General features: G+C 60.0%; 23 protein-coding genes, 1 tRNA gene and 1 rRNA gene. 15 read left to right on the top strand and 10 right to left on the bottom strand.

Features of this window, described 5'->3' with window-relative positions:
- The first annotated feature begins 396 nt into the window (after positions 1–396).
- The 10 genes from ACX80C_RS19135 (at position 397) to ACX80C_RS19090 (ending at position 7627) form a co-directional block, all read left to right on the top strand.
- Positions 397–675, top strand: coding sequence for an excisionase family DNA-binding protein (locus ACX80C_RS19135; protein ID WP_459328051.1), 279 nt, complete (start codon positions 397–399; stop codon positions 673–675).
- Between the two features lie 201 nt (positions 676–876).
- Positions 877–1095 (top strand): hypothetical protein, encoded by a 219-nt coding sequence (locus tag ACX80C_RS19130; protein WP_459328050.1) that lies wholly within the window; start codon positions 877–879, stop codon positions 1093–1095.
- 106 nt (positions 1096–1201) lie between these two features.
- Entirely contained in the window at positions 1202–1348 is a 147-nt protein-coding gene (locus tag ACX80C_RS19125; RefSeq protein ID WP_459328049.1) for a hypothetical protein, read from the top strand.
- Between the two features lie 2 nt (positions 1349–1350).
- Positions 1351–1818: a hypothetical protein gene (locus ACX80C_RS19120; protein WP_459328048.1), complete on the top strand. Its 468-nt coding sequence runs from the start codon at positions 1351–1353 to the stop codon at positions 1816–1818.
- A 77-nt stretch (positions 1819–1895) separates the two neighbouring features.
- Positions 1896–2378, top strand: coding sequence for a hypothetical protein (locus ACX80C_RS19115; protein ID WP_459328047.1), 483 nt, complete (start codon positions 1896–1898; stop codon positions 2376–2378).
- Complete coding sequence (locus tag ACX80C_RS19110) at positions 2375–4441, top strand: AAA family ATPase (protein ID WP_459328046.1); 2067 nt, start codon at positions 2375–2377, stop codon at positions 4439–4441. Before ACX80C_RS19115 ends, ACX80C_RS19110 begins: the two co-directional genes overlap by 4 nt.
- 318 nt (positions 4442–4759) lie before the next feature.
- Positions 4760–5203: a hypothetical protein gene (locus ACX80C_RS19105; RefSeq protein WP_459328045.1), complete on the top strand. Its 444-nt coding sequence runs from the start codon at positions 4760–4762 to the stop codon at positions 5201–5203.
- Entirely contained in the window at positions 5200–5577 is a 378-nt protein-coding gene (locus tag ACX80C_RS19100; RefSeq protein WP_459328044.1) for a hypothetical protein, read from the top strand. Before ACX80C_RS19105 ends, ACX80C_RS19100 begins: the two co-directional genes overlap by 4 nt.
- A 160-nt stretch (positions 5578–5737) precedes the next feature.
- Positions 5738–6436 carry a recombinase family protein gene (locus ACX80C_RS19095; RefSeq protein ID WP_459328043.1) on the top strand — a complete coding sequence of 233 codons (699 nt, stop codon included), beginning with the start codon at positions 5738–5740 and terminating at the stop codon, positions 6434–6436.
- 9 nt (positions 6437–6445) lie between these two features.
- Positions 6446–7627, top strand: a complete 1182-nt coding sequence (locus ACX80C_RS19090) for a tyrosine-type recombinase/integrase (RefSeq protein WP_459328042.1) — start codon at positions 6446–6448, stop codon at positions 7625–7627.
- Here ACX80C_RS19090 and ACX80C_RS19085 read toward each other — a convergent pair.
- Complete coding sequence (locus ACX80C_RS19085; RefSeq protein WP_459328041.1) at positions 7543–7803, bottom strand: helix-turn-helix domain-containing protein; 261 nt, start codon at positions 7801–7803, stop codon at positions 7543–7545. The genes ACX80C_RS19090 and ACX80C_RS19085 overlap by 85 nt on opposite strands.
- 115 nt (positions 7804–7918) lie before the next feature.
- Between ACX80C_RS19085 and ACX80C_RS19080 the strand changes: the two genes are divergently transcribed.
- Complete coding sequence (locus ACX80C_RS19080; protein ID WP_459328040.1) at positions 7919–8656, top strand: PH domain-containing protein; 738 nt, start codon at positions 7919–7921, stop codon at positions 8654–8656.
- 35 nt (positions 8657–8691) lie between these two features.
- Here ACX80C_RS19080 and ACX80C_RS19075 read toward each other — a convergent pair whose 3' ends face one another.
- The 5 genes from ACX80C_RS19075 to ACX80C_RS19055 form a co-directional block, all read right to left on the bottom strand.
- Positions 8692–9759: a TIR domain-containing protein gene (locus ACX80C_RS19075; protein ID WP_459328039.1), complete on the bottom strand. Its 1068-nt coding sequence runs from the start codon at positions 9757–9759 to the stop codon at positions 8692–8694.
- A gap of 82 nt (positions 9760–9841) precedes the next feature.
- A complete protein-coding gene (locus ACX80C_RS19070) occupies positions 9842–10555 on the bottom strand; it encodes a hypothetical protein (RefSeq protein WP_459328038.1) in 714 nt (237 codons plus the stop codon).
- Positions 10556–10776: 221 nt separating this feature from the next.
- Positions 10777–11412 carry a hypothetical protein gene (locus ACX80C_RS19065; protein WP_459328037.1) on the bottom strand — a complete coding sequence of 212 codons (636 nt, stop codon included), beginning with the start codon at positions 11410–11412 and terminating at the stop codon, positions 10777–10779.
- A 138-nt stretch (positions 11413–11550) separates the two neighbouring features.
- Positions 11551–11627 (bottom strand) — tRNA-Thr (locus ACX80C_RS19060).
- A gap of 122 nt (positions 11628–11749) precedes the next feature.
- Complete coding sequence (locus tag ACX80C_RS19055) at positions 11750–12607, bottom strand: DsbA family protein (protein ID WP_459328036.1); 858 nt, start codon at positions 12605–12607, stop codon at positions 11750–11752.
- Between the two features lie 130 nt (positions 12608–12737).
- On the opposite strand from ACX80C_RS19055, the gene ACX80C_RS19050 reads away from it, so the two are divergent.
- The 4 genes from ACX80C_RS19050 to ACX80C_RS19035 all read left to right on the top strand — a co-directional run bounded on the left by ACX80C_RS19050 (position 12738) and on the right by ACX80C_RS19035 (position 17651).
- A complete protein-coding gene (locus ACX80C_RS19050; RefSeq protein WP_459328035.1) occupies positions 12738–14183 on the top strand; it encodes an alpha,alpha-trehalose-phosphate synthase (UDP-forming) in 1446 nt (481 codons plus the stop codon).
- Entirely contained in the window at positions 14176–14961 is a 786-nt protein-coding gene (gene otsB, locus ACX80C_RS19045; RefSeq protein ID WP_459328034.1) for a trehalose-phosphatase, read from the top strand. The genes ACX80C_RS19050 and otsB overlap by 8 nt, the downstream gene beginning before the upstream one ends.
- Before the next feature lie 138 nt (positions 14962–15099).
- A complete protein-coding gene (locus ACX80C_RS19040; RefSeq protein WP_459328033.1) occupies positions 15100–16188 on the top strand; it encodes an ABC transporter ATP-binding protein in 1089 nt (362 codons plus the stop codon).
- Between the two features lie 110 nt (positions 16189–16298).
- A complete protein-coding gene (locus ACX80C_RS19035; protein ID WP_459328032.1) occupies positions 16299–17651 on the top strand; it encodes a DUF4032 domain-containing protein in 1353 nt (450 codons plus the stop codon).
- A gap of 90 nt (positions 17652–17741) precedes the next feature.
- Here the strand turns inward: ACX80C_RS19035 and ACX80C_RS19030 are convergent, their stop codons facing one another.
- The 4 genes from ACX80C_RS19030 to rrf form a co-directional block, all read right to left on the bottom strand.
- Positions 17742–18248, bottom strand: a complete 507-nt coding sequence (locus ACX80C_RS19030; protein WP_459328031.1) for a DUF4190 domain-containing protein — start codon at positions 18246–18248, stop codon at positions 17742–17744.
- Positions 18249–18393: 145 nt separating this feature from the next.
- The gene (locus tag ACX80C_RS19025) at positions 18394–19734 is read right to left on the bottom strand and encodes an FAD-binding oxidoreductase (RefSeq protein WP_459328052.1); all 1341 of its coding nucleotides are present in this window, start codon (positions 19732–19734) and stop codon (positions 18394–18396) included.
- Between the two features lie 47 nt (positions 19735–19781).
- Positions 19782–20258, bottom strand: coding sequence for an SRPBCC domain-containing protein (locus ACX80C_RS19020; RefSeq protein ID WP_459328030.1), 477 nt, complete (start codon positions 20256–20258; stop codon positions 19782–19784).
- A gap of 137 nt (positions 20259–20395) precedes the next feature.
- Positions 20396–20499, bottom strand: a 5S ribosomal RNA gene (rrf, locus tag ACX80C_RS19015); the annotation flags it as partial.

The following is a 20499-nucleotide window of genomic DNA, read 5'->3' as shown; positions in this document are numbered from 1 at the left end:
GTCCTTTCGAGTGGGATGTGAGAGTTTCCTCGAAGGACCCACGGTGACCGCGCCCCGTTCGGGCGGTACCGGTCACCAGCGGGCGTTACACCACTCTAAGGGGCACTACTTCGCGTTCGTAACTGCCCGTGCTCGTTCGTACTGCTCCGCGCGGCGAAGTTGGAGAGGATTCGGAGGGGTTCTCAGCCCCTGCGTGAGAGCTTTCAGAAGCCCTCTCTGAACGAGTAGCGCAGCAAGGGTTTCTAGGGTAGCGTTCCCCTCATCCGAACATGAGCGGATGACATTACTAGAAATGGCCCAGCAGGGCACAACTGAATATCCACTTAACGGCATTCGCCCAGTCCCTTGAGACTTCGAGCGTACGAGACGAAGTGATTCCTATCCGAAGCAATACGGATGGAGACACTCTTCTTGTGCGCTCATCTTGCGTTTAAGAGGCTCCATTCAAAGTTCCTGGAGCTACTCACCATGACCTCTCAATTACCCCACAATGCAAACCCAGCGGTGTTCACTTACCAAACCGGAGCTCCGTACATACCTATGACCGTGCGTCAGTTGCAGGAGGCCGTTCGATCCGGCCAAATCACTTACATCCGGGTCGGTCAGGGCGTCCGATTCCGGAAAACGGATCTGGACGAGTACATCGAACGAAACACTGTGCGGGCTAGCGCCTGAGCTGATCACCGCTGTATTCACCATAGTTCTCGCGCTCATCGGGCTTAGGCATTTGCCACTTAGGCCGATCAGCGTAGCGCGGTGCAGGCGGATGGTCACGGTCTTCAAATCGGCTTCTTGAAGCGTCTTTTCTCAGCTCATTCATGACTAATTCTCCCTCGGATCTCTGTAATCGCTATCCCTAGCTGAAAGGCCCGCCCAATGGACGAACCACTTCCGATTGGAACCCCCATGCTGGGTGACCACGTATGGCTCAAACTTCCCATCACTTCAGAGATGGACTCCGCGCTATCCGCGCTATCCCACGAAACACAGATATCGAAGCGCAGTCTCGTGCGTACCGCCGTCGTCGCACTCCTCCACACCTCTGGCTACCCCGAGATCATCGACCCCAAGCCCACCCGCCACAACAGAAAGTGAAGTAAACACTATGTCAGAACCGGTATTTCGACCGCTGGGTAACGGCAACGTTGGCCCAACACCAAGAGCGAATCTAGCGCTCGCCCGTCTGCACCAACTTGATCCTTTGACCGATCTCACGAAGCTTTCGGAGGCGCTCGACAGCGCGTCGGTTGCTCTAGCTGAGCGTGCAGTCCAGCAACAGGAAACCCGCCATGTGCTCGACCAGCTACGGTCGCAGCGCCGCAACCGCAAGTTGAAGGGAACCAACTAGTCATGAACGCACGGAACATCCTTGTCTCCGAAGGTCTGACCGCCTTGCAGGAGAACCAGGAACTCAACGTCTACATGCAGACGCCCGACGGTAAAAAAGCAAGGAAAGCGGCCGAGCAGGAGATTCGCGTCAGCGTGCAAAATCATTCCGACCGAAGCGCCGCGAACGCCGAGACCTTCACGCAGCAGCTCTTCGACAGGCTGGCGCAGGTGAAGGCACTCACCACCGAACTCCACAACCTGCGAAGGCGTATGAGAAGCGACCTCTCGCCTGCCGAGTTTGATGCCTTGCAGGAGCAGTTCTTCTCGGCAGAGGCCGCTGTGAATTCACACATGGGCTGGGTGCTGGAACGGGAGCAACGCGTCGAAAGCATTACAGAACAGCTCGCAGATCCAGTCGCGTCGCTATCCGCGCTTCAGGCTAAGTTCCCCTCTACCCGCAGACCCTATCTGGCGCCGTTCGGCCGCTAGAGATTCACCAAGTGGAAAGCCCACCGGCTGGAAGCAACTGGTGGGCTTTCCTTCAACCAAGGAGCTTCTGGAAACCAATGGTCGCGACATACCCTACTCTGATTGGCCGCTATTCACTTCTCCCTCCGGACTTCATCCGCTGGACCGAAGCTGACTACACCGGCGATCCGCTGGCCCATAAATCACCCATACACCGACTAACGGCCACAGAGCTGGCTACCGTCACCGTCCGCATCGATAGCTCGGTAGAACCCACACCTAGTGTGGGCGGGACTGTAGGCGGCTGGGCAGGTCTCCGGCTTCGCGAGCACGCGGACAACAATCGGCTGCGAGGCAGGTCTTCTCGCGACCTCGCGAGGGAGCTACGCACAATGTTCTTCGCCGGTCCAACCCCGCGCTACCCGCTACGTGGTTTTGACGTTCTACGCGAAGCAGATCTGGCGGCAGCCAGCACTGGCGTATCGGTGTGGATCGACGCAGCGCCGACCAAAGCGGCTCCTTACGCCTACCGCGAGATGCGGTTCATTGACCGTCTCAATGAGTTGGAGGGCAAACGATGACCTCTGCCGAAGACTGGCCCGAACCCGACGAGACAATCTCGACAGTGCTGGATGTGTTGGAGAACGTGACGCAAGCCGGACCGACGCAATGGCAGGCCAGTTGCCCTGCACACGAGGACAACGCGCCAAGCCTGGCCGTGGCACCCGGTGATACCAAATCATTCACAGTGTTCTGTCACGCGGGCTGCGAGCATCCGGAAATCGTCGCTGCACTGGTCGAACTCGGCGTTGACAAAAGTGTCGCGAGTGGGAGTGCCGAAGTGCTCAATACAGGGCGCAGGTTGCGGCTAAGCAAACGTCCGAAGCGCCTTCGAAGCGTTCCGGACAAGCCTGCGTTGCCCTCGTTGATGGTGGATCAACAGGACAAGTTCCTGAATTGGCACGACGAGTTTGTAGCCCGATCCAGTATGGATGGAACCCCGCAGTCCAAGGCGTGGAGCTTCCTGACGGATGAGCGCGGTCTGACGCTGGAAACCATCGAATTGCACAAGCTCGGTTTCCTGTTCAGCGACAAAGAGCGCATCACTTTCCCGGTGCGAGTGCAGGGCAAGCTCTACAACGTTCGCCGGTACAAGCCGCACGCGAAGACCGCGAAGATGATCTCGTGGGGCGGGCAAGGCTCACCTCCGCTGCTGTATCCGTGGTCGGTACTACGCGACACGGAAAGCCGGTTGCCTGTGTTGTTCTGCGAAGGCGAACTGGACGCGTTGCTGGCAAATCAGAAGTCCGATGGGCTGTTCGTCGCCGTTACCGGTACTGGTGGAGCCAGCACACCACCGCGCGACCTCAGCATCTTGAAGAACCGGCAGGTGTTTGTCGCCTACGACTGCGATAAGGCGGGGCGCGAAGGTGCAGAAAAGCTGAAAGCGCGACTCATCGAAGCCGGTGCTGCTGCTTACGTTGTCGATCTAACGCGACTCGGGTTGTCACCCGACAGCAAGGAGGATGTTTCTGACTACTTCCTGAAGCGCGGTGGCACAGCAGAGGCGCTCGCAGCGGAGTTTGACCGCCTGCGTTCAGGGCAGCGAGAGCGTTTCAAGACCTTCTCGGCTGCTGACCTAGCTGGACCGTTGCCGGCCATGCGGTGGCTGGTGCAGGGCGTGTGGCCGGAAGGGTCCTACGGCACGCTGGCGGGTGAGAAGAAGACGCTGAAGACGTACCTCGGGCTGTCCCTCGCTTTGGCCGTGGCCAGCGGTAAGCCGTTTCTCGGACGATTCCCCGTTCCGGAACCGCGCCCGGTGCTGATGTATCTCGGTGAAGGTGGGCACACACCCTCGGCCCGTCGCTTGCAGCGTCTCGCCGCATCGATGGCCTTGGACTTGGAATCGCTGCCGTTGCGTATGTCGTTCGATGCAGGTGACATCACGGGCAAGGAGTTCCTGCACGCTTTCCGCACGGCGGTAGCCGAGCAAGAACCGGGTCTGGTGATCGTTGATCCGCTGTACGCCTTCCACCCGTCCGGCGTCGAAGCGCAGAACCTTTACGACCGTGGGGCAATGCTGGCTGAGATTCAGCAGATGGTGCCGGAAGGGTGCGCACTCATCATCGCTGACCACTTCCGTAAGACCGGAGGCAAAGAACTAGATCTGGATTCCATCGCGCAAGCGGGGGTTGGGCAATGGGCAGACAGTTGGGTCCTGCAAAAGCACGACACACCGCCGCGCGTAGATGAAGGCGAGTTCAGTATCGGGGTGCAGTTCGGTTCCCGACAGTGGGGTGGACGAGAGTTCACGGTGGATTGGTCGCTGGGCACCTTTGATGAAGAGACCGGCGAGCACGTCGGAGACCTCAAGTACGCCGTCCATGACGCCGAGTGGGGTGCGAGCGCAATGCGGAAAGGCCGAGACAACGCTGCGACGGCAACGCTGATCCTCGTGCTGGAAGCAGCCCCCTTCACACTCACTCGAACCAAGGTTCGGGAGGAGTTCTACGCACGGCACAAGAAGAGCCAGAAGTCTTTCGATGCCGCGTGGGACGAGCTGAATAGCGCGGGTCGTTTGGCTAGCGACATGCGACGTGTGGCCGAAGGACAGCGCACCGTCAACCGAGAAGTTGGGGAATGAACCCAGAACCGGAACCGAAACTGCGGCTGATTCCCAGCACGGAGGATTCGAGATGAAATTCGAGTTGCCGGAAGCTGCCCAACTCGAACTAACGCCGATTCGAGTTGCGACGGTTGATGCCCCATATTTCCCGAGAATCCGCAGGTTTGAACCCGAACTTCAACCGATTCGAGTTCAGTTCGAGTTGGTCAGCCGGGATCGAAAAGGGCGGGTATCGGGCAACTCGAACCCGATCCCCCGTCCCTTAGGGATTCGAGTTGAGTTGCGGAACACCTTTGACCACCTGAACCTTTCAACCAATCCATTAGGAGATATGCAATGGCCAGGAACCCCTTGCCTTCAAGAAAATGCAGCCGAATCAAGAACAACGGCGACGCTTGTAGCCTGTACGCCATCCAAGGCGGGAGCGTCTGCCACAAGCACGGAGGCTCAGCCCCGCAGGTAAGGAAGAAGGCAGCAGAGCGGATAGCGGAAGCAGCCGACGACGCAGCTGCGCTCCTCGTGCAGTTTATGGAAAACCCTAAGAACGACATCAAGGTACGAACGCAGATTGCACAAGACCTTCTCAACCGAGCAGGGCACAGCGGCAAGCAAGCAGTGGACTTGCAGTTGACGGTCTTCGATCACGCGGTAGCTAACGGCGACTTTCTCGTGGATGTGGGAGAGATCGAGGACAGCAACGATCTACCGGTGCTCGAAGCTCTGACGGTCGAAGAACCGCCTCTGAAACTGCACAAGCGTGGAGGGAAGCGGAAGCGATGAACCAGTATCAACGTCTGTGCGCGTTGCCCGAACCCCGCCGACAAGTAACCTGCAACGTGCTGGCCGAAGTGTTCGTGATCGCCGACAACTCGGAGGCCTGGACTGCACTGGTCATGAGCCTGGACACGGCAGAGCGTCCCGCGCCTAACGCCGTTAGCGCCTCCGCCTTGGTGCACCAAGTTCGGTGGGGAAGCTTGAACGAGAAGCGCGCTTTCGCTCGCACCTTTGTCGAAGCGCTCGTGGAGCACGGCGACAACGTGGCTGGCGCTCTGCTGCTGGACGCCTACGTTCTGGCGCGTCGGGCGGTAGAAGAGCGTCACCCGGTCTGGGATGAGTTGACCGGATGCCAGCCGCACCCACGTAAACCCACCTAAGCCCAGAGAACGCCTGAAGACGCTACTCCGGGGTGAAGCCGGAATTTCTGAGCCAGCAAATGGGCGACTAGTGAATTCTCAAAGAAGAGAGTTCGATATCGCTTCGAGGCGAAAGGCGCATACGCCCGGTTCCGCCTCCTGACGGTGAAGGAGAAAGCCCATGCATGTACTTGGATACGTGCGCGTTAGTACCGAGGAACAAGAGCGATCCGGCCTCGGCGTCAAGGCGCAGATAGACAAGATTACGGAAGAGTGCCAGCGGCGGGGATGGAGCTTTGAGATCCTGATGGACCTTGGCTGTTCCGGCAAGCACATCAACGCCGAATTGCGACGCGCGCTCGAACTACTGCGCACCGGGCAGGCAGACGCGCTCGTTGTCGCCAAGATGGACCGTTTGGCACGATCCACCAAACATGCCAGCGACATTATGGATACGGCAAGCACTCAGGGCTGGAACCTCGTGCTGCTGGACCTAGCCATCGACCTCTCCACCCCAGCAGGCAGAGCAATGGCCAACATGCTCGCCACGTTCGCCCAGCTCGAACGCGACATGATCTCCACCCGCACTAAGGAAGCTTTGGCAGCGAGGGCGCGGCGGGGACTACCCAACGGACGCAAGAGTGCCATACCTGCCAACATCATGCGGCGCATCGTTCTAGACCACGAGGACGGGCAGTCTTTCCGCGCGATAGCCAGCGCGCTAACGACAGACGGCATTCTGTCTCCCACCGGGCTAGCGGTATGGCAGGAAAGCACTGTACGACGCGCGTACAACGGCGCGTCTCGGGATACGGGAGCCGACGGACGAGCGGTAGTTGGATACTCCAACCCCGGCCTCGCGCTAACCGAGCGGATATAGGAGAAACTCATGGCACACATCAAGAATCTCAGCAGGACAAACGGCAAAGCGGCGTACGAAGTCCGCTGGCGCGACGGCGGCAAACACAGGCAACGTACCTTCAGCGTCAAACGTGAGGCCGAACGCTTCGCCCTCACTGTGGAAAACGAAGTGGCGCAGGGTTCGTCTACTGCACCGCTCGTCAAAAACTCGAAGACCTTCCAGCAGGTGACCGAGGACTGCCTCGCGGCCGACCGGCCACGGCTAAAGCAGAAAACGATGGAGGGGTACGAAACGACGTATGCAGTCCACGTCCACCCGGTTTTCGGAAACCGACGCATCGGGACCATCACTAGTCAGGACGTGGAGAAGTTCATAGCAGCGCTTAGAGCGAAACCCACGCCCGGTGGCCGAAAGCGCTCCGAAAGCTCGGTGCGCGGCGTCTTCCTTGCGCTGCAAAAGGTGTTCTCCTATGCCCTCCGGCACCGGCTGATTCCTCACAGCCCTATGGAGGCGCTGAGTAAGCCCAAACTCCCCACATACGAAGCCAACTTCCTGACACTGAACGAAGCCAACGCGCTGGCCGAGCGCCTGGACGTTTTTGAACCCTATGGGCTGATCGTCCGGTTCGCCGTGTGGACGGGCCTGCGTTCCGGCGAGTTGGGTGCCCTGCGCATCCGCGATATCGACCTACTGCACAAGGAAGTACGAGTCGAGCGGACGATGAGCTGGGTCAAGGAAGGGTGGATCATCACGCCACCCAAATCCGAGCGCTCCCGGCGGACGGTCCCCCTGCTCGACGACGATCTAATCCGCGATCTAACCGGCTACCTCGCCGCCCACCCGTACCGCACTAACCCGGACGCCGGATTGTGGCCAGGGAAGATAAAAGGCCATCCTCTGGCAACGTTTGATCGCCCGTTCGACCCGAAGGGCTTCTACCGGTACAGCTTCAAACCTGCAGCCGCCGCGCTCGGCCACCCAACGCTCAAGTTCCACGAGTTGCGGCACTCCTTCGCCTCCCTGATGGTGAGCTACGGAGTGTCCATGTTCGAGCTATCCCGGCTGATGGGCCATAGCTCCATCACCGTCACAGACGGCACCTACGCTCACATGTACAAGAAGGACTACTCGGAGCTACGACGGCGTATTGCCGCGACCGTCGGCAGTAACTCACCCGGCGCTACTGCAAGCGCACGGGCAAGCCGGTAGATATTGTCCAAGGCGACGTTGCGCTCGCCCCGTTCGACTCCGCCGATGTAGGACCGGTCAAGGCCTGCTTCGTGCGCCAGTCTTTCCTGGCTCAGCCCTTGCGCTAAGCGCAGTTCTCGGACCTTCTCGCCAACGGCGGCGCGCTGTGCACGCTCGCGAGATCCGGCTGAAGGCATACATACACCCTTGGTGGGTGCTGACTATGAGTCCACGGACTATAAGTATCATTAGGCGAACTGGGATGCATCCCACACGGAAGGGGAACAGATGGAAACGATAAAGGGTGCCGGGATGGTCCTTCGCCACGACGAGGAACACATTGAAATTGAGCGCAAATCACTCATCGGCAAAAACAAGACGGCGAAGGTTTCACTCTCGTCAGTGACAGGCTTGCATCTCAAGAAGGCCAACGCTCTAGTCAATGGATTGCTGTTCCTCGAAGTTGATGGCCGACGAAGCGCGGCTGGCTTCACCGAGCTGATTGAGGATCCCCACACTTTCGCATTCAGGGTAGGCAAATCAGCTGACGCCGTTTACTCGCTGGCCGAACGGCTGGAATCGATCGCAACAGATAACCGCAACCGGCTCGGTATCGAACGGACTGAAATAACCGGTGGCATGGCAGAACGAGCCGCGCAGCGAATCGCAATCCGACGGGAGAACGCTGGGCTACGTCCCGATATCGTCGCAGCGGCGAGTCACATCCCCGGCGACAACCGGGAGTTCCGCTCGAATCTCGCAAAGATCCAGAGTCGCACGGTAGACGGTGAGCTGACCCATCGCATCGAGGTCGTGAAATTCGAAGGGGGACGAGGTTGGGCAGTAGTCACTGATCGGAGATTCTTTGTCTTCCGCGATGATTTGAAGGGGTCAGCAGATGTGGAGTTCCCACGTAGCCTGCCCATAACAACCCACTGGAAATCCAAGACGGGTGGCAGGTTCGAGATCTATTGCAATGGGCAGGCGATCAAGCTAGACGTTCTGACAGCAGAGAATTGCCGTGCACTCGCTGAGGCTCTGCGTGATTGAGTCATATACGCTCGCCCGGTTTGGTTACCGTCTGCTCAACGCCCGAGCGTCCTCTCGAACCGCTTCCTCGCACGATCAAACTGTTCTGACGATTCGGCACTGATCTCTAGGGGCAATGCGAGAATGAGGGACACGTTCTCGCCGTTCATCAGCTTCGAGTGCATGGGGTCAGCCATGTCCCGGAATTCGTAGACGAAATCACGCATACGTTCGACAGGCTGTCGTGCATAAGAGGCGAGAGCCTCGAAAAGATCATGTGCCTCATCAGAGCGCGTGGCGTAACTCCGTAGCCGCGCCGCCCAGTTGATGAAGGATTCGTAGACAGACACGTACCTGCCAGCAACATGGATGATCTGATCGACGTTCCCTGCAACGCCCGGTCGGCCGAAGGCGGACCTTTGCACTCGGTCGGACAGTACAGCGCCGAAATTCCTCACAATTCCATTGACGATTGCAAGTTCGCGCTGAATCACATCAGTAACCTGCTCTTCGGCGACGAACTCCGTGGCCTCCGAAAACCCCATGCAGTGGTCGAGGTATCTGTCATGCAGTTGCTCTACGCCGTGGACTAGCTGGTAGGCGAACAGGAGGTACTCCCAGCCTGCCGGACGCTCACCGACCAAAACCGTGACTTCGTGTTCGTTTCGCGGAACGTACCCGTTGAATGATCCGCCGCCGTCTGCCTGCGCACCGCTGAGTTTCTGGCGGATTGCCATTGCCACGCCTGCTGCGCCCATTCCAACGCCATCCAGATAGCTGATAGTCTCCCTCACCCCATCAAGCCGGGTGCTGTCGAGCCGCACAGGAAGCAAATATGGCGTCGGTTGATTGAGCGCCCGCACAAGGACGCTGCGCCGTTCGAGCCGAGTCCAAGGTTTCGCCGCGTAATGACGCGATACAAACATCACCGCGTAGCGAGACCGTTCCTCATAAATCTTGGGGAAGTACTCCGTCAGCTCTTCCCCCCAAAGAGCAACCTGCTCGTCTTGGTCGTAGAAGACTTTGTAACCCGCAGAGACGACGTCTCGCACAACCGCCTCTACGAAATTCCGATCTTCCCCTGCAAACGTGACGGCAACGTCATAGTCGTAAGTTGCTTCCATGATTCAACATCTTCGCATTGGTCATCGCGAAGAAGTTAGATGCGCTTCGCGCGAGGGCATCTAACTTCACCGGATGCGGTGGTTAATCTCCTCGTACCACCGCACCTGAAGAGAACCAGCCCACCAACGTTGCCGCCAGCATGACGTGAGTCTGAGCTTGCTCGACAGTCGGCGGTGTGGAGTTCTTGTTCACGTGACGGTACTGCTGCCCGTACCAAAGCGTCTGCATCATGTGATGAATTGTCGTATTTGCTGGTGCAAGATCATTCACCCGCATTCCGTGGGTCCAGTCACCCTGATTCTTGACATCTCGCGCGGCTGTCCCAAGGGTGGCAACGTCGTTACGGGGACTCACAACGGGTGTCGTTGCGCGTTCAACTGCCTTGACCGCAAAGTCCATAGCCTCGGCTGGTTTTGCATCAAGACCGAAAGCATAAGTCCAAGCCCTGGCAAGCAATCCTCCCGCGACATCAGAGGAGTCGATGGCGCTCTGTACCGTCTGCTCGACACCCTCGGGCGTGCGCAACGCCAGACGGCTCACGTCGCCGGAGGTCCGCACTGCGTATTTAGATAGCGATTGGTCCAGCATCCTCCTCAGGATCAAGACATCAGAAGGATCGGATCTGCTCGCTAGATAGTCCACCACGCGGATGACAACCTGCTCGCCTCTGCTGTATATCGCAGCAACCGTCCGCTGAAGCTCAATGTCCCCGGAGTGCGGCGCACCAAGGTCTAGCCAAAGGGCCGTTTGGATGTCGTGGACCAGATCAAGATTTGCGTAGTCGACGCTTGTCACGACCCAAGACGACTTTTTGAGACTCCGAGTTATCCACCCTCTCAGAGGCGCAGTCATTTCCTCTGGCACACCCGCTCGGACGATACTGCGCTGCGCGATTTCGTCATCTGAAGCGTCGAAAGGCACGAAGGTCATGGAGAGATCATCTCAGGTGACACACGTGGGAAGGGAATGCCCGGACGCGGCGTAGCTCCCATTACCTGTGTACCTCCAGCGCGGTGCTAACGGTCGAACCGGCGATCCCCAACTACTTTCACCTCGACGAGTGGCCTAGGCCACCACCACTCGCGCGGCACCCAAGTAAGCTGCACAGTGGCCTCAGCCGATACACGATCTAATTCATGGAGAGTGCGTAGAGCGGTCGAATCGTCAACAAGATCCGTAGGGAAATACACGGACGCCGCTCGGGATGTACATCTTGCTCCAGTTATGGAGTACTGGCTGCGAAGGGACGGGAAAAATTCCTTCAGCTTTGCATCAACATCAGGAAGCACGGCCACGATGGGGCGCACGATGTCTGGTAGGCGCCCTGCCTCGATCATGATGACAAACTCCGGCAATCTCTCTCGCCGCTCGTTGCGAGTATAAGCACGGAGAAAATTCCGCAGGAACCCATACACACTTGTCAAAAATCCGACTCCATCGGCAAGTGCGGATGGATCAACACCGGCTGCTGACGATCCGATTCCACCGCGAGAAATCTTGTCCGTAACTGGAAGCCCAGCGCTCTCCAACAAGCCGAGCACAGTCACGCGAACTTCTTCGCGCGCCGTGTAGTTACGGATCCCCGGCCCAAAGGCAGCAACCATCACCTCAATTGCGTGCCCTGCTGGAGGATCATTCGCGTCAACTGTCATCTGCTCAATCCCCATCAAGTTGCGTAAACGCAACACTACTGGAACCCACCGGAGGGGATTTGGAGGGGACGCCCATATCGGGCATAAAAAGAACCGCTCAAGCACTGCTGCAGATCACAGCGCTTGAGCGGTTTTTGTTGGAGCCCCCTGCCGGATTCGAACCGGCGACCCCCTGTTTACAAGACAGGTGCTCTGGCCAACTGAGCTAAGGAGGCGCACTGGCTAAGCCAGCGGGCGCCGTCGTCGTACATAAAAGCCCACGTACATAAAACAGCGCTACACAAGGTTAGCCCAGCGCCGCCGCTGCCGGGAAATCAGCGACGGCGGGTCAAAGGGATCAGTTCTTGGCGTCGATCTTCTCCTGGGTAGCCGTGGCGAAATCGCTGACGGGGTCGGGGATTTCCTCTCCGTCCACGTACACGGTGGGCGTCCCGCCTACTCCGTGGACCTCTCCCGCCTGCGTTGTGTACTTCACCCACGGGCGGAACGTGTTCTCAGCCAGGCAACCGGAGATGTCAGCCGATCCCGCTGCCTGAGCCATCTCCGCCAGCTCGCCGTCGTTCAGCTCACCGTTCTCGAAATTTCCGAAGAGCGCAACCGAGGAGTCCCAGTACGCTTCCGGCGAGGTATCTGCGACGCAGGCGAGCGCAGCGGCACCCCGCGACGAGTACTGTGTCTGCGAGTTCGGGTCCAGGTAGGCGACGTTACGGTACTCGAACGTGATCGCACCCTCATCCAGCCACGACTCAACCTGCTCGGCGTGGGTTCGTTCGAAATTGGCGCAATGCACGCAATTCACATCGACGTAGACCACCACCTGTACGGGCGCTTCCGGTTCGGATGCCGCGACGCCCGGCGGCAGGTCGGCAGGGTTCGCCTCTTCGGGGAGGGTTGCGACGTCCACCTGCTCCACTGACGTTTCCTCCAGCTCGGTGGTCGAGGTCAGCGTGATCCCACCGAATTCATTGCCGTGGGCTGGGGCAGGGCCAGCGTCTGGTACCTGGTTGCGTATGTTGCCGACAACGATCAGGCCGATGATCACGAGGATTGCCACGACAGCAGCCACAACACCCCACTTGATCAGGAATGACGCCCGCTTCTCCTTGCGTTCCTGCTGCTCCCGCATCAACCGCGCCTGCTCGCGTGCCTCCGACTTGCGCTGTGCTTTGCTCGGTTGGGAATTGTTCGGCGTCATCAGTCCTCGTCCATATCAGTGGGGCTTCCCCACCATTTTAGGTGACGTCCCTGATGACTTTCTGGCCGTCTCCCAACCGCGGAACCGGCTAAAGTCATCAGTAGGGCTACTAAATTCCAGGGGTGACAGTATGCGATCAGGTGATACCACGTACGGTGAGTTCGAGTTCATTGTCGTGTCCAACCGGCTGCCGGTGGACCGGGTGAACGACGACGGCGGCAACGGCACCTGGCGTCGGTCACCCGGCGGGCTGGTCACCGCCCTTGCCCCCGTAATGGAAAAGGCCGACGGCGCGTGGGTTGGCTGGCACGGCGCATCCGATGAGACGCTCGAGTCCTTCGACCATGACAACATGCGGCTCGTGCCGGTGCCGCTGAGCGGTGACGACGTCGAGTTCTACTATGAGGGCTTCTCCAACGCCACCCTCTGGCCGCTGTACCACGACGTCATCGCTCCACCTGAGTTTCACAGGCACTGGTGGGACTCGTACCGCAAGATCAACGAACGTTTCGCCGCGGCCACCGCAGCCATCGCGGCGGAGGGTGCAACGGTCTGGGTCCAGGACTACCAGTTGCAGCTGGTGCCAAAACTCCTGCGCAAGGCCCGCCCGGACCTGAAGATCGGCTTCTTCAATCACATCCCTTTCCCTCCGCTGGAAATCTACGCACAGCTTCCGTGGCGCCGCCAGGTGATCGAGGGCCTGCTCGGGGCCGACCTGATTGGCTTCCAGCGTCCCAGCGACGCGAGCAACTTCCTGCGCTGCGTGCGCCGCTTCCTCGGACTGCCGGTTCGGCAACAGCAGGTGCAGGTCAAAGGCGAGGACGGCGCCCACGACTACATCTCGAGGGCGGAAGCCTTCCCGATCTCCATCGATGTGCAGCGCATCGTCGATCTTGCAAACCGGCCGGACATCATTGAGCGTTCCCGCGAGATTCGCCGGGAGCTCGGCAATCCGAAGCACATCCTTCTGGGCGTCGACCGGCTCGATTACACGAAGGGCATCGGCCACAGGCTCAAGGCCTACGAGGAACTCCTTGCCGACGGGAAGGTCCAGGTCGAGGACGCGGCCCTGATCCAGGTGGCGAGTCCAAGCCGTGAACGGGTCGAACAGTACCGGCTGCTGCGCGAAGAGATCGAGGGGTCTGTCGGCCGTATTAACGGTCAGTACGACACGATCAAGAACACCGCCATCCGCTACCTCCACCACAGCTATCCGGTTGAGGAGATGGTGGCGCTGTACCTGGCGGCAGACGTCATGCTCGTGACTGCCCTGCGGGACGGCATGAACCTCGTTGCCAAGGAATACGTTGCGGCAAGGACCGGTAACCGCGGCGCGCTGGTGCTTAGCGAGTTCGCCGGCGCTGCAGACACCCTCCGCCAGGCCATCCTCGTGAATCCGCATGACATCGACGGGCTCAAGGCGGCCATCCGAACCGCACTGGAGATGAGCCCGGCGGAAGCCACCCGTCGCATGCGCACCATGCGCCGGCAAGTGCTGCAGAACGACGTCGAACGCTGGTCCAAGGCGTTCCTTTCCGAACTCCAGAACGGCGCCCGGGAGGAAGTCCTTGTCTGAGTCACTGAGCCCCGAACTGCTCTCGGCGCTCGCCACCGCCGCGGCAACCGACCACCTCCTGGTCGCGCTCGATTTCGACGGCACCATGTCGCCGCTTGTCGATCGCGCCGAAGACGCACGAGCACTCCCCGGCTCTACGGCGGCACTGCGGGAACTGGCGCAAATATCACGCACGACGACGGCGCTCATCTCCGGGCGCGCACTGGACAGTCTCCGACTGGTGGCGTCTCCCGAACCGGAGACCCTGCTGATAGGCAGCCACGGCGCCGAGACCTGGACCGGGCCCGACGGTGCGCCGCTTGAGCTTACCGAATCGCAGGCATCGATCCTCCGCCGGGCCACGGCCGCGGTGCAGGACGTAGTGGACGCACATCCCGGGACCGTGCTGGAACTCAAGCCGGCCGGCGTCGTACTCCATACCCGGACAGCCGACGAAGGAACACGCGAAGCGGCAACCGCCGCTGCCCGGGACGCACTGGCATCGCTGGAAGATCTGCATCTCTCTGACGGCAAGAACGTGCTTGAACTCTCCGTAGTTCAGGCGGACAAAGGCCGTGGCCTGCAGTCCCTGCGTGAACTGACGGGCGCGACGGCGGTGGTTTTCGTCGGCGATGACGTGACCGATGAGCATGCTTTCAAGACCCTGAAGACCACAGATGTCGGGATCAAGGTAGGCGAAGGTGAAACTGCTGCCCACTACCGCATCACCTCGCCTGAGCAGCTTGTCCATGTCCTTCAGGAACTGGTCACGTTCCGTCGTGCTGGCGCCGCTGCCTAGGTTCGTGCCATACTTTCATCTTGTGACCCAGTTCACGGTCGATGCACTTCGGCCTGCTGACTGAGTCGCCATAACTGAATACTCTCCATTCACAACGGATCGTCGGGCACGTACCTGCCCGTGAAAAGGAAAAGAAAAATGGCAACGGTAACGTTTGACCAGGCTACGCGCCTGTACCCGGGCACCGAGAAGCCCGCCGTAGACAAGCTCGACATCGAAATCGCAGACGGCGAATTCCTCGTTCTCGTTGGACCCTCCGGTTGCGGAAAGTCCACCTCCCTGCGAATGCTTGCAGGCCTCGAAGACGTCAACTCGGGCCGCATCCTCATTGGCGACCGCGACGTCACCGATGTTCCGCCGAAGGACCGCGACATCGCGATGGTTTTCCAGAACTACGCGCTGTACCCGCACATGTCCGTTGCCGACAACATGGGCTTCGCCCTGAAGATCGCAGGCATATCCAAGGAAGAGCGTGCGCAGCGCGTCCGCGAAGCTGCAAAGCTTCTCGACCTCGAGCCGTACCTTGACCGCAAGCCCAAGGCTCTCTCCGGTGGCCAACGTCAGCGTGTTGCCATGGGACGCGCGATTGTGCGTAACCCGCAGGTATTCCTCATGGATGAGCCGCTGTCCAACCTCGACGCCAAGCTTCGTGTCCAGACCCGCACGCAGATCGCATCACTCACCCGCCGCCTCGGAGTCACCACCGTGTATGTGACCCACGACCAGGTCGAAGCCATGACCATGGGCGATCGCGTTGCGGTCCTCAAGGACGGGATCCTGCAGCAGGTCGACACTCCCCGCAACCTCTACGAACGCCCCCAGAACGTGTTTGTGGCCGGCTTCATCGGCTCCCCCGCGATGAATATTCTGGAGCTGCCCACTGCGGACGGCGGCGTGAAGTTCGGCGACATCACTTATCCCGTTCCCGGCGAGGTTTTGAGCGCCGCCCACGGCCAAACCGTATCACTGGGTGTCCGTCCCGAGGACCTGGAGATTGCTCCCACCGGAGAGGGTCTCCGCGTTGAGGTTGACGTGGTGGAAGAGCTCGGTGCGGACGCCTACCTCTACGGCCACACGGAGATCAACGGCGAGACCCATGACATGGTGGCACGCGTTGACGGCCGCCGCCCACCAATGAAGGGCGACACAGTCTTCGTTCGGCCTTCGCAGGGTCACGTACATCTGTTCGACACCAAGGACGGGCTCCGCCTGGCGGACCACGTGTAACTTGCCTTAAGCCCAAGCGGACTGCCTTATAGGCTCACGCGGTGGCCCCTGTTGGTTGACGGTAAACTCAACCGACGGGGGCCATCGTCTTTGTTAGGACATCGCACACAATGACTGACTCGACACAAGCCAACTGGCACAACGAGCCCACGGACTACGAGCAGCCCGGAAAGCTGCCGCGGTCCAGGAGCGCACTCGACGAAGGTTCACTCGGATCCCTCAATATCCTCGCCGCGGCCACCGACCCGGAGTTGCTGGACCTGCCGTGGCATCTCGCGCTGGAAGAATGGCCGGCCGAGAACCTGGCGGCGCTGCCGCGAGGCATCTCCCGCCACATCGTCCGGTTCGCGCACCTGGGCGGGTCCGTGATTGCCGTCAAGGAAACCAGCGAACACATTGCCCGCCACGAGTATCACATGCTGCGGAAACTGCAGCGTCTCGACGTCCCATGCGTGGAGCCCGTCGCAGTCATTTCGGGCCGCAAGGGCCTTGACGGCGCGGACCTCAATCCTGTGCTGGTCACCCGGCACCTGAAGTTCTCCATGCCTTACCGCGCGCTCTTCTCCCAGATGCTGCGGAAGGACACGCTCACCCGCCTCATCGATGCACAGGCACTCCTGTTGGTCCGCCTGCACCTGATCGGCTTCTACTGGGGCGATGTGTCGCTGTCCAACACTCTCTTCCGCCGTGACGCCGGAGCCTTCGCTGCGTATCTGGTTGACGCAGAGACCGGTGAGCTCTACCCGGAACTGTCCAACGGGCAGCGCGAATACGACCTCGAGATCGCACGGGTGAACATTGCCGGTGAACTCATGGATCTTGCCGAGGGAGGGCTGATCGAGGAGAAGGTTGACCCCCTGGCCACCAGCGAGCTCATCATGGACAGTTACCGCCGCCTGTGGACGGAGCTCACGGAGCAGGAGTCCTTTGAATTGGGTGAGCGATGGAGAGTCAACGCCCGCATACGTCGGCTCAACGAGCTCGGCTTCGACGTTGAAGAGTATGCGATCAAGACGGTTTCCGAGACGTCCCAGATTCAGCTGCAACCGAAGGTGGTCGACGCCGGACACCACAGCCGCCGCTTGATTCGCCTCACGGGCATTGACGCCCAGGAGAACCAGGCCCGCCGACTCCTCAATGACATGGACGCCTACCGTGCGGACAACAACCCGGGCGTGGATGAGGAGATCAGCGCGCACCAATGGGTTGCGCATGTCTTCGAGCCGATCGTGCGGGCTGTTCCCCGCGAATTGGGCGGCAAGCTCGAGCCTGCCGAGGTTGTCCACGAGGTTCTGGAGCACCGCTGGTACGTGTCCGAGAAGCAGGACCGGAACGTACCGCTTGCGGAAGCCGTGCAGTCTTACCTCGACTCAGTGCTGCGGCACCGTCGGGACGAGGCCGCGATCATGCTCACGGCTGACACCAAGACTATGGACATGATCACCGGAAGCAAGGACTGCTGAGTCTGAAATGCAGCATTCAAGGGCTTAAACCAAACGCTCCCGCCGTTCACGAGACGTGAATGGCGGGAGCGCTTCGCGTAGCTGACATCCTTACGGGCAGGTGATCTCTGTGCCTTGGTAGATGTGAGTGCCGGAACCCAACTCGTTACAAATTTCCGCCGCTGCACTTATACCGACGATCAAGAGAATGATGGCTAAAATACCCGTAACTACGCCAATCGCACCGATGATAATGCCGGCCAGCGCGAAGCCGTTACCCATGCCAGCCTTCTTCGACTTGACCATCGCAATGATCGAGACGATCAAACCCACAATCGAGATGGGCCAGATGATCGAGCAGATCATACCGACGATGCCTAGAGTCTTGCCGGGGTTCTCCGCCGGCTGGCCGTAACCGCCGCCGTAGCCGCTCTGCCCGCCGCCGTAAGGTGATGCTTCCTGGGACTGGCCGTAGCCGGACGGCTGCTGCCCGTACGATTGGTTAGCGGGCGCCGGCTCGTTGGACGATGGCTGCTGCCACTGCTGACCCGCGGGGTACCGTGAGGTTTCGTCCTGGTCGTTGTGGTCTCCGGGCCGGCCGGTTGGGTTGTCTGACACGTCTAATTCCCCATTCTTTATGTTGTACCTCGTGTTCTACGAGGCATAGCTGCGACAAGTCTATCTGCCGGGTGGGGAGATACTCCGGGATTACGGGCGGCCGTTTGTCGTGCCCTCTCCCGCATGGACGACCCACCAGAGCTAACTACGCTATTGCCCTGCCAGGATTGAGTATGCCGCGAGGGTCGAACAACTGCTTGATCCCGCGCTGGATACGCTGCAGATCCGCACCTTGTTCCCAGGCCAGCCAACGCAGCTTGTATTCCCCTACACCATGCTCGCCCGTAATTGTGCCGCCAAACGACAGCGCAACTCTGACGGATTCGTCAAGTGCAGCATCCAGCCGGGCAACGCCGTCATCACCTTCACTAGCCCGGATCCAGAACGTCGGATGCAGGTTGCCGTCACCGGCGTGCGCAACCACTTTCAGCAGCACCTTGTGATCCCGTGCCATACGTTCAAGCTCGGCAACGTAATGCACAAGCTTGGATCGCGGGACTGCGACGTCTTCGCCAACCCGGAACTCGTCCTCCACGTCGTCCCCTCGGGCGTTCCGCCGTAGGTCGAGCAATTTCTCAGCCTCGCCGCCACTCTCGGCCCTTACACTCGCACCGAGGTTCGTCAGGACCTCCCGTACAACATCAGCTTCCGCTTCTGCGCCGAAACTGTCGGTTTGAATCAGCAGCAGGGATCCGCCGCGGCGCCTAAGATCTGAACCGTAAACGCTATCCAGGACCCGCAGGGTATTTCCGTCAAGGAGCTCAAGGACGGCCGGTTGTACTCTCGCCGTGCCGATTGCCAGGACCCCTGCCGCCGCAGCGGGAACGTCGTCGAAGAACGCGGCGAGTGTCCGGGACTGCACGGGGAGATACCTCAGTCGGACCGTTATCCCGACGATGATTCCAAGTGTGCCTTCCGAACCGACAAATAGGGCAGTCAGGTCATAGCCGGCGACTCCCTTGAAGGTGTCGTGACCCGTATGGATAAGGCTTCCGTCGGCGAGCACCACGTCAAGGGCGAGGACCGCATCCCGGGTTACCCCGTACTTGGCGCAGCGAAGTCCGCCCGCATTCGTGGCGACGTTGCCGCCGATTGTCGAAATGCGGTAGCTTGCCGGATCAGGGGCGTACATCAACCCATGTGGCTCGACTGCTGTGTTCAGATCTGCGTTGATCACCCCAGGCTCGACTAAGGCCATTTCGTCCATTGGCCTGACCTCAAGGATGCGGTTCATTCGTTCGAGGCTGAGAATGATGCATCCTTCAAGCGCCTTGGCACCACCGGACAATCCCGTTCCAGCCCCGCGCGGAACAACTGCCACTTTCCGTACCCCGGCCACTCGCACGGAATGCTGCACCTCCTCCACGCTTTCAGCGAACACGACGACGGCCGGCATGGGTGCCGAGTCAAACGGACCTAGGTCGCGGGAATAGTGCACAACGGATGCCGCGTCTGAGAGGACTCGTGACGGATGAACTACGGTCATGAGATCGGCAGCGAGCTGTTCGTTCACGCTGCCGCCGTTGGAGACAGTCACACTGTTCCACCCATGAACCGCCGATACTGTCCGAGGATGGCTGGCCAATCGCTGTACTTCTCGTACTGCAGGCTGCCGCCGCTTCCGGAAGCCCAACCGTCATGCACCAACCTCACGGTGGTGCCCACATCATTCGATTCGAACTGAACATTCACTCTTGTGGGCTGCGTGGGATCCCAGGCAAGAACCCAACTGAGCTCGAGCATCCGGGGTGGATCTGTCTCGCGTATTCGAGCCCAGACCTGTTGCGTGCCTTCCTCGTTCTCCTCGAGCAGCAAACCACCTTCAAAGGCAACATGGGTGCCCTCGCCGGAGCCTGTGTACCCCGCCGGCCACCACAGATGGATGTACTCGGTGAAGCCTGTCCAGGCGCTTTCGATCGCTGCAGGAACATGAACCGCAACGCTCCTGGCTGCCGGAGCAGAGCCGTCTGCGAGAGGCAGTGGATCCGCGTGGGAGAACAGGTCGCTCATACTGTGACTTTACCGGTAGTTCTCGGATGTTGGCACGCAATGTTGGGGGCGGTGGCGGTTGTCTGGGGGTGGGGTGTTGTGTGGGTTTAAATGTGGAAGGGCCTCACCAGCGTTGGTGAGGCCCTTCTGCAATGGTTGTCCGGCGGTGTCCTACTCTCCCACACTCTCTCGGGTGCAGTACCATCGGCGCTGTGGGTCTTAGCTTCCGGGTTCGGAATGGGACCGGGCGTTTCCCCCACGC

The organism is Arthrobacter tecti, from assembly GCF_054511355.1.
This window is presented reverse-complemented; position numbering and strand designations above follow the sequence as displayed.

Bases quoted from the DNA above. Each gene is read 5' to 3' on its own strand.
- ACX80C_RS19135 (WP_459328051.1), top strand. From the start codon at position 397: ATGGAGACACTCTTCTTGTGCGCTCATCTTGCGTTTAAGAGGCTCCAT.
- ACX80C_RS19020 (WP_459328030.1), bottom strand. From the start codon at position 20,258: ATGAGCGACCTGTTCTCCCACGCGGATCCACTGCCTCTCGCAGACGGC.
- ACX80C_RS19035 (WP_459328032.1), top strand. From the start codon at position 16,299: ATGACTGACTCGACACAAGCCAACTGGCACAACGAGCCCACGGACTAC.
- ACX80C_RS19055 (WP_459328036.1), bottom strand. From the start codon at position 12,607: ATGACGCCGAACAATTCCCAACCGAGCAAAGCACAGCGCAAGTCGGAG.
- ACX80C_RS19025 (WP_459328052.1), bottom strand. From the start codon at position 19,734: ATGACCGTAGTTCATCCGTCACGAGTCCTCTCAGACGCGGCATCCGTT.
- ACX80C_RS19115 (WP_459328047.1), top strand. From the start codon at position 1,896: ATGGTCGCGACATACCCTACTCTGATTGGCCGCTATTCACTTCTCCCT.
- ACX80C_RS19095 (WP_459328043.1), top strand. From the start codon at position 5,738: ATGCATGTACTTGGATACGTGCGCGTTAGTACCGAGGAACAAGAGCGA.
- ACX80C_RS19075 (WP_459328039.1), bottom strand. From the start codon at position 9,759: ATGGAAGCAACTTACGACTATGACGTTGCCGTCACGTTTGCAGGGGAA.
- ACX80C_RS19040 (WP_459328033.1), top strand. From the start codon at position 15,100: ATGGCAACGGTAACGTTTGACCAGGCTACGCGCCTGTACCCGGGCACC.
- ACX80C_RS19100 (WP_459328044.1), top strand. From the start codon at position 5,200: ATGAACCAGTATCAACGTCTGTGCGCGTTGCCCGAACCCCGCCGACAA.
- ACX80C_RS19050 (WP_459328035.1), top strand. From the start codon at position 12,738: ATGCGATCAGGTGATACCACGTACGGTGAGTTCGAGTTCATTGTCGTG.
- ACX80C_RS19065 (WP_459328037.1), bottom strand. From the start codon at position 11,412: ATGACAGTTGACGCGAATGATCCTCCAGCAGGGCACGCAATTGAGGTG.
- ACX80C_RS19110 (WP_459328046.1), top strand. From the start codon at position 2,375: ATGACCTCTGCCGAAGACTGGCCCGAACCCGACGAGACAATCTCGACA.
- ACX80C_RS19105 (WP_459328045.1), top strand. From the start codon at position 4,760: ATGGCCAGGAACCCCTTGCCTTCAAGAAAATGCAGCCGAATCAAGAAC.
- ACX80C_RS19080 (WP_459328040.1), top strand. From the start codon at position 7,919: ATGGTCCTTCGCCACGACGAGGAACACATTGAAATTGAGCGCAAATCA.
- ACX80C_RS19090 (WP_459328042.1), top strand. From the start codon at position 6,446: ATGGCACACATCAAGAATCTCAGCAGGACAAACGGCAAAGCGGCGTAC.
- ACX80C_RS19120 (WP_459328048.1), top strand. From the start codon at position 1,351: ATGAACGCACGGAACATCCTTGTCTCCGAAGGTCTGACCGCCTTGCAG.
- ACX80C_RS19130 (WP_459328050.1), top strand. From the start codon at position 877: ATGGACGAACCACTTCCGATTGGAACCCCCATGCTGGGTGACCACGTA.
- ACX80C_RS19085 (WP_459328041.1), bottom strand. From the start codon at position 7,803: ATGCCTTCAGCCGGATCTCGCGAGCGTGCACAGCGCGCCGCCGTTGGC.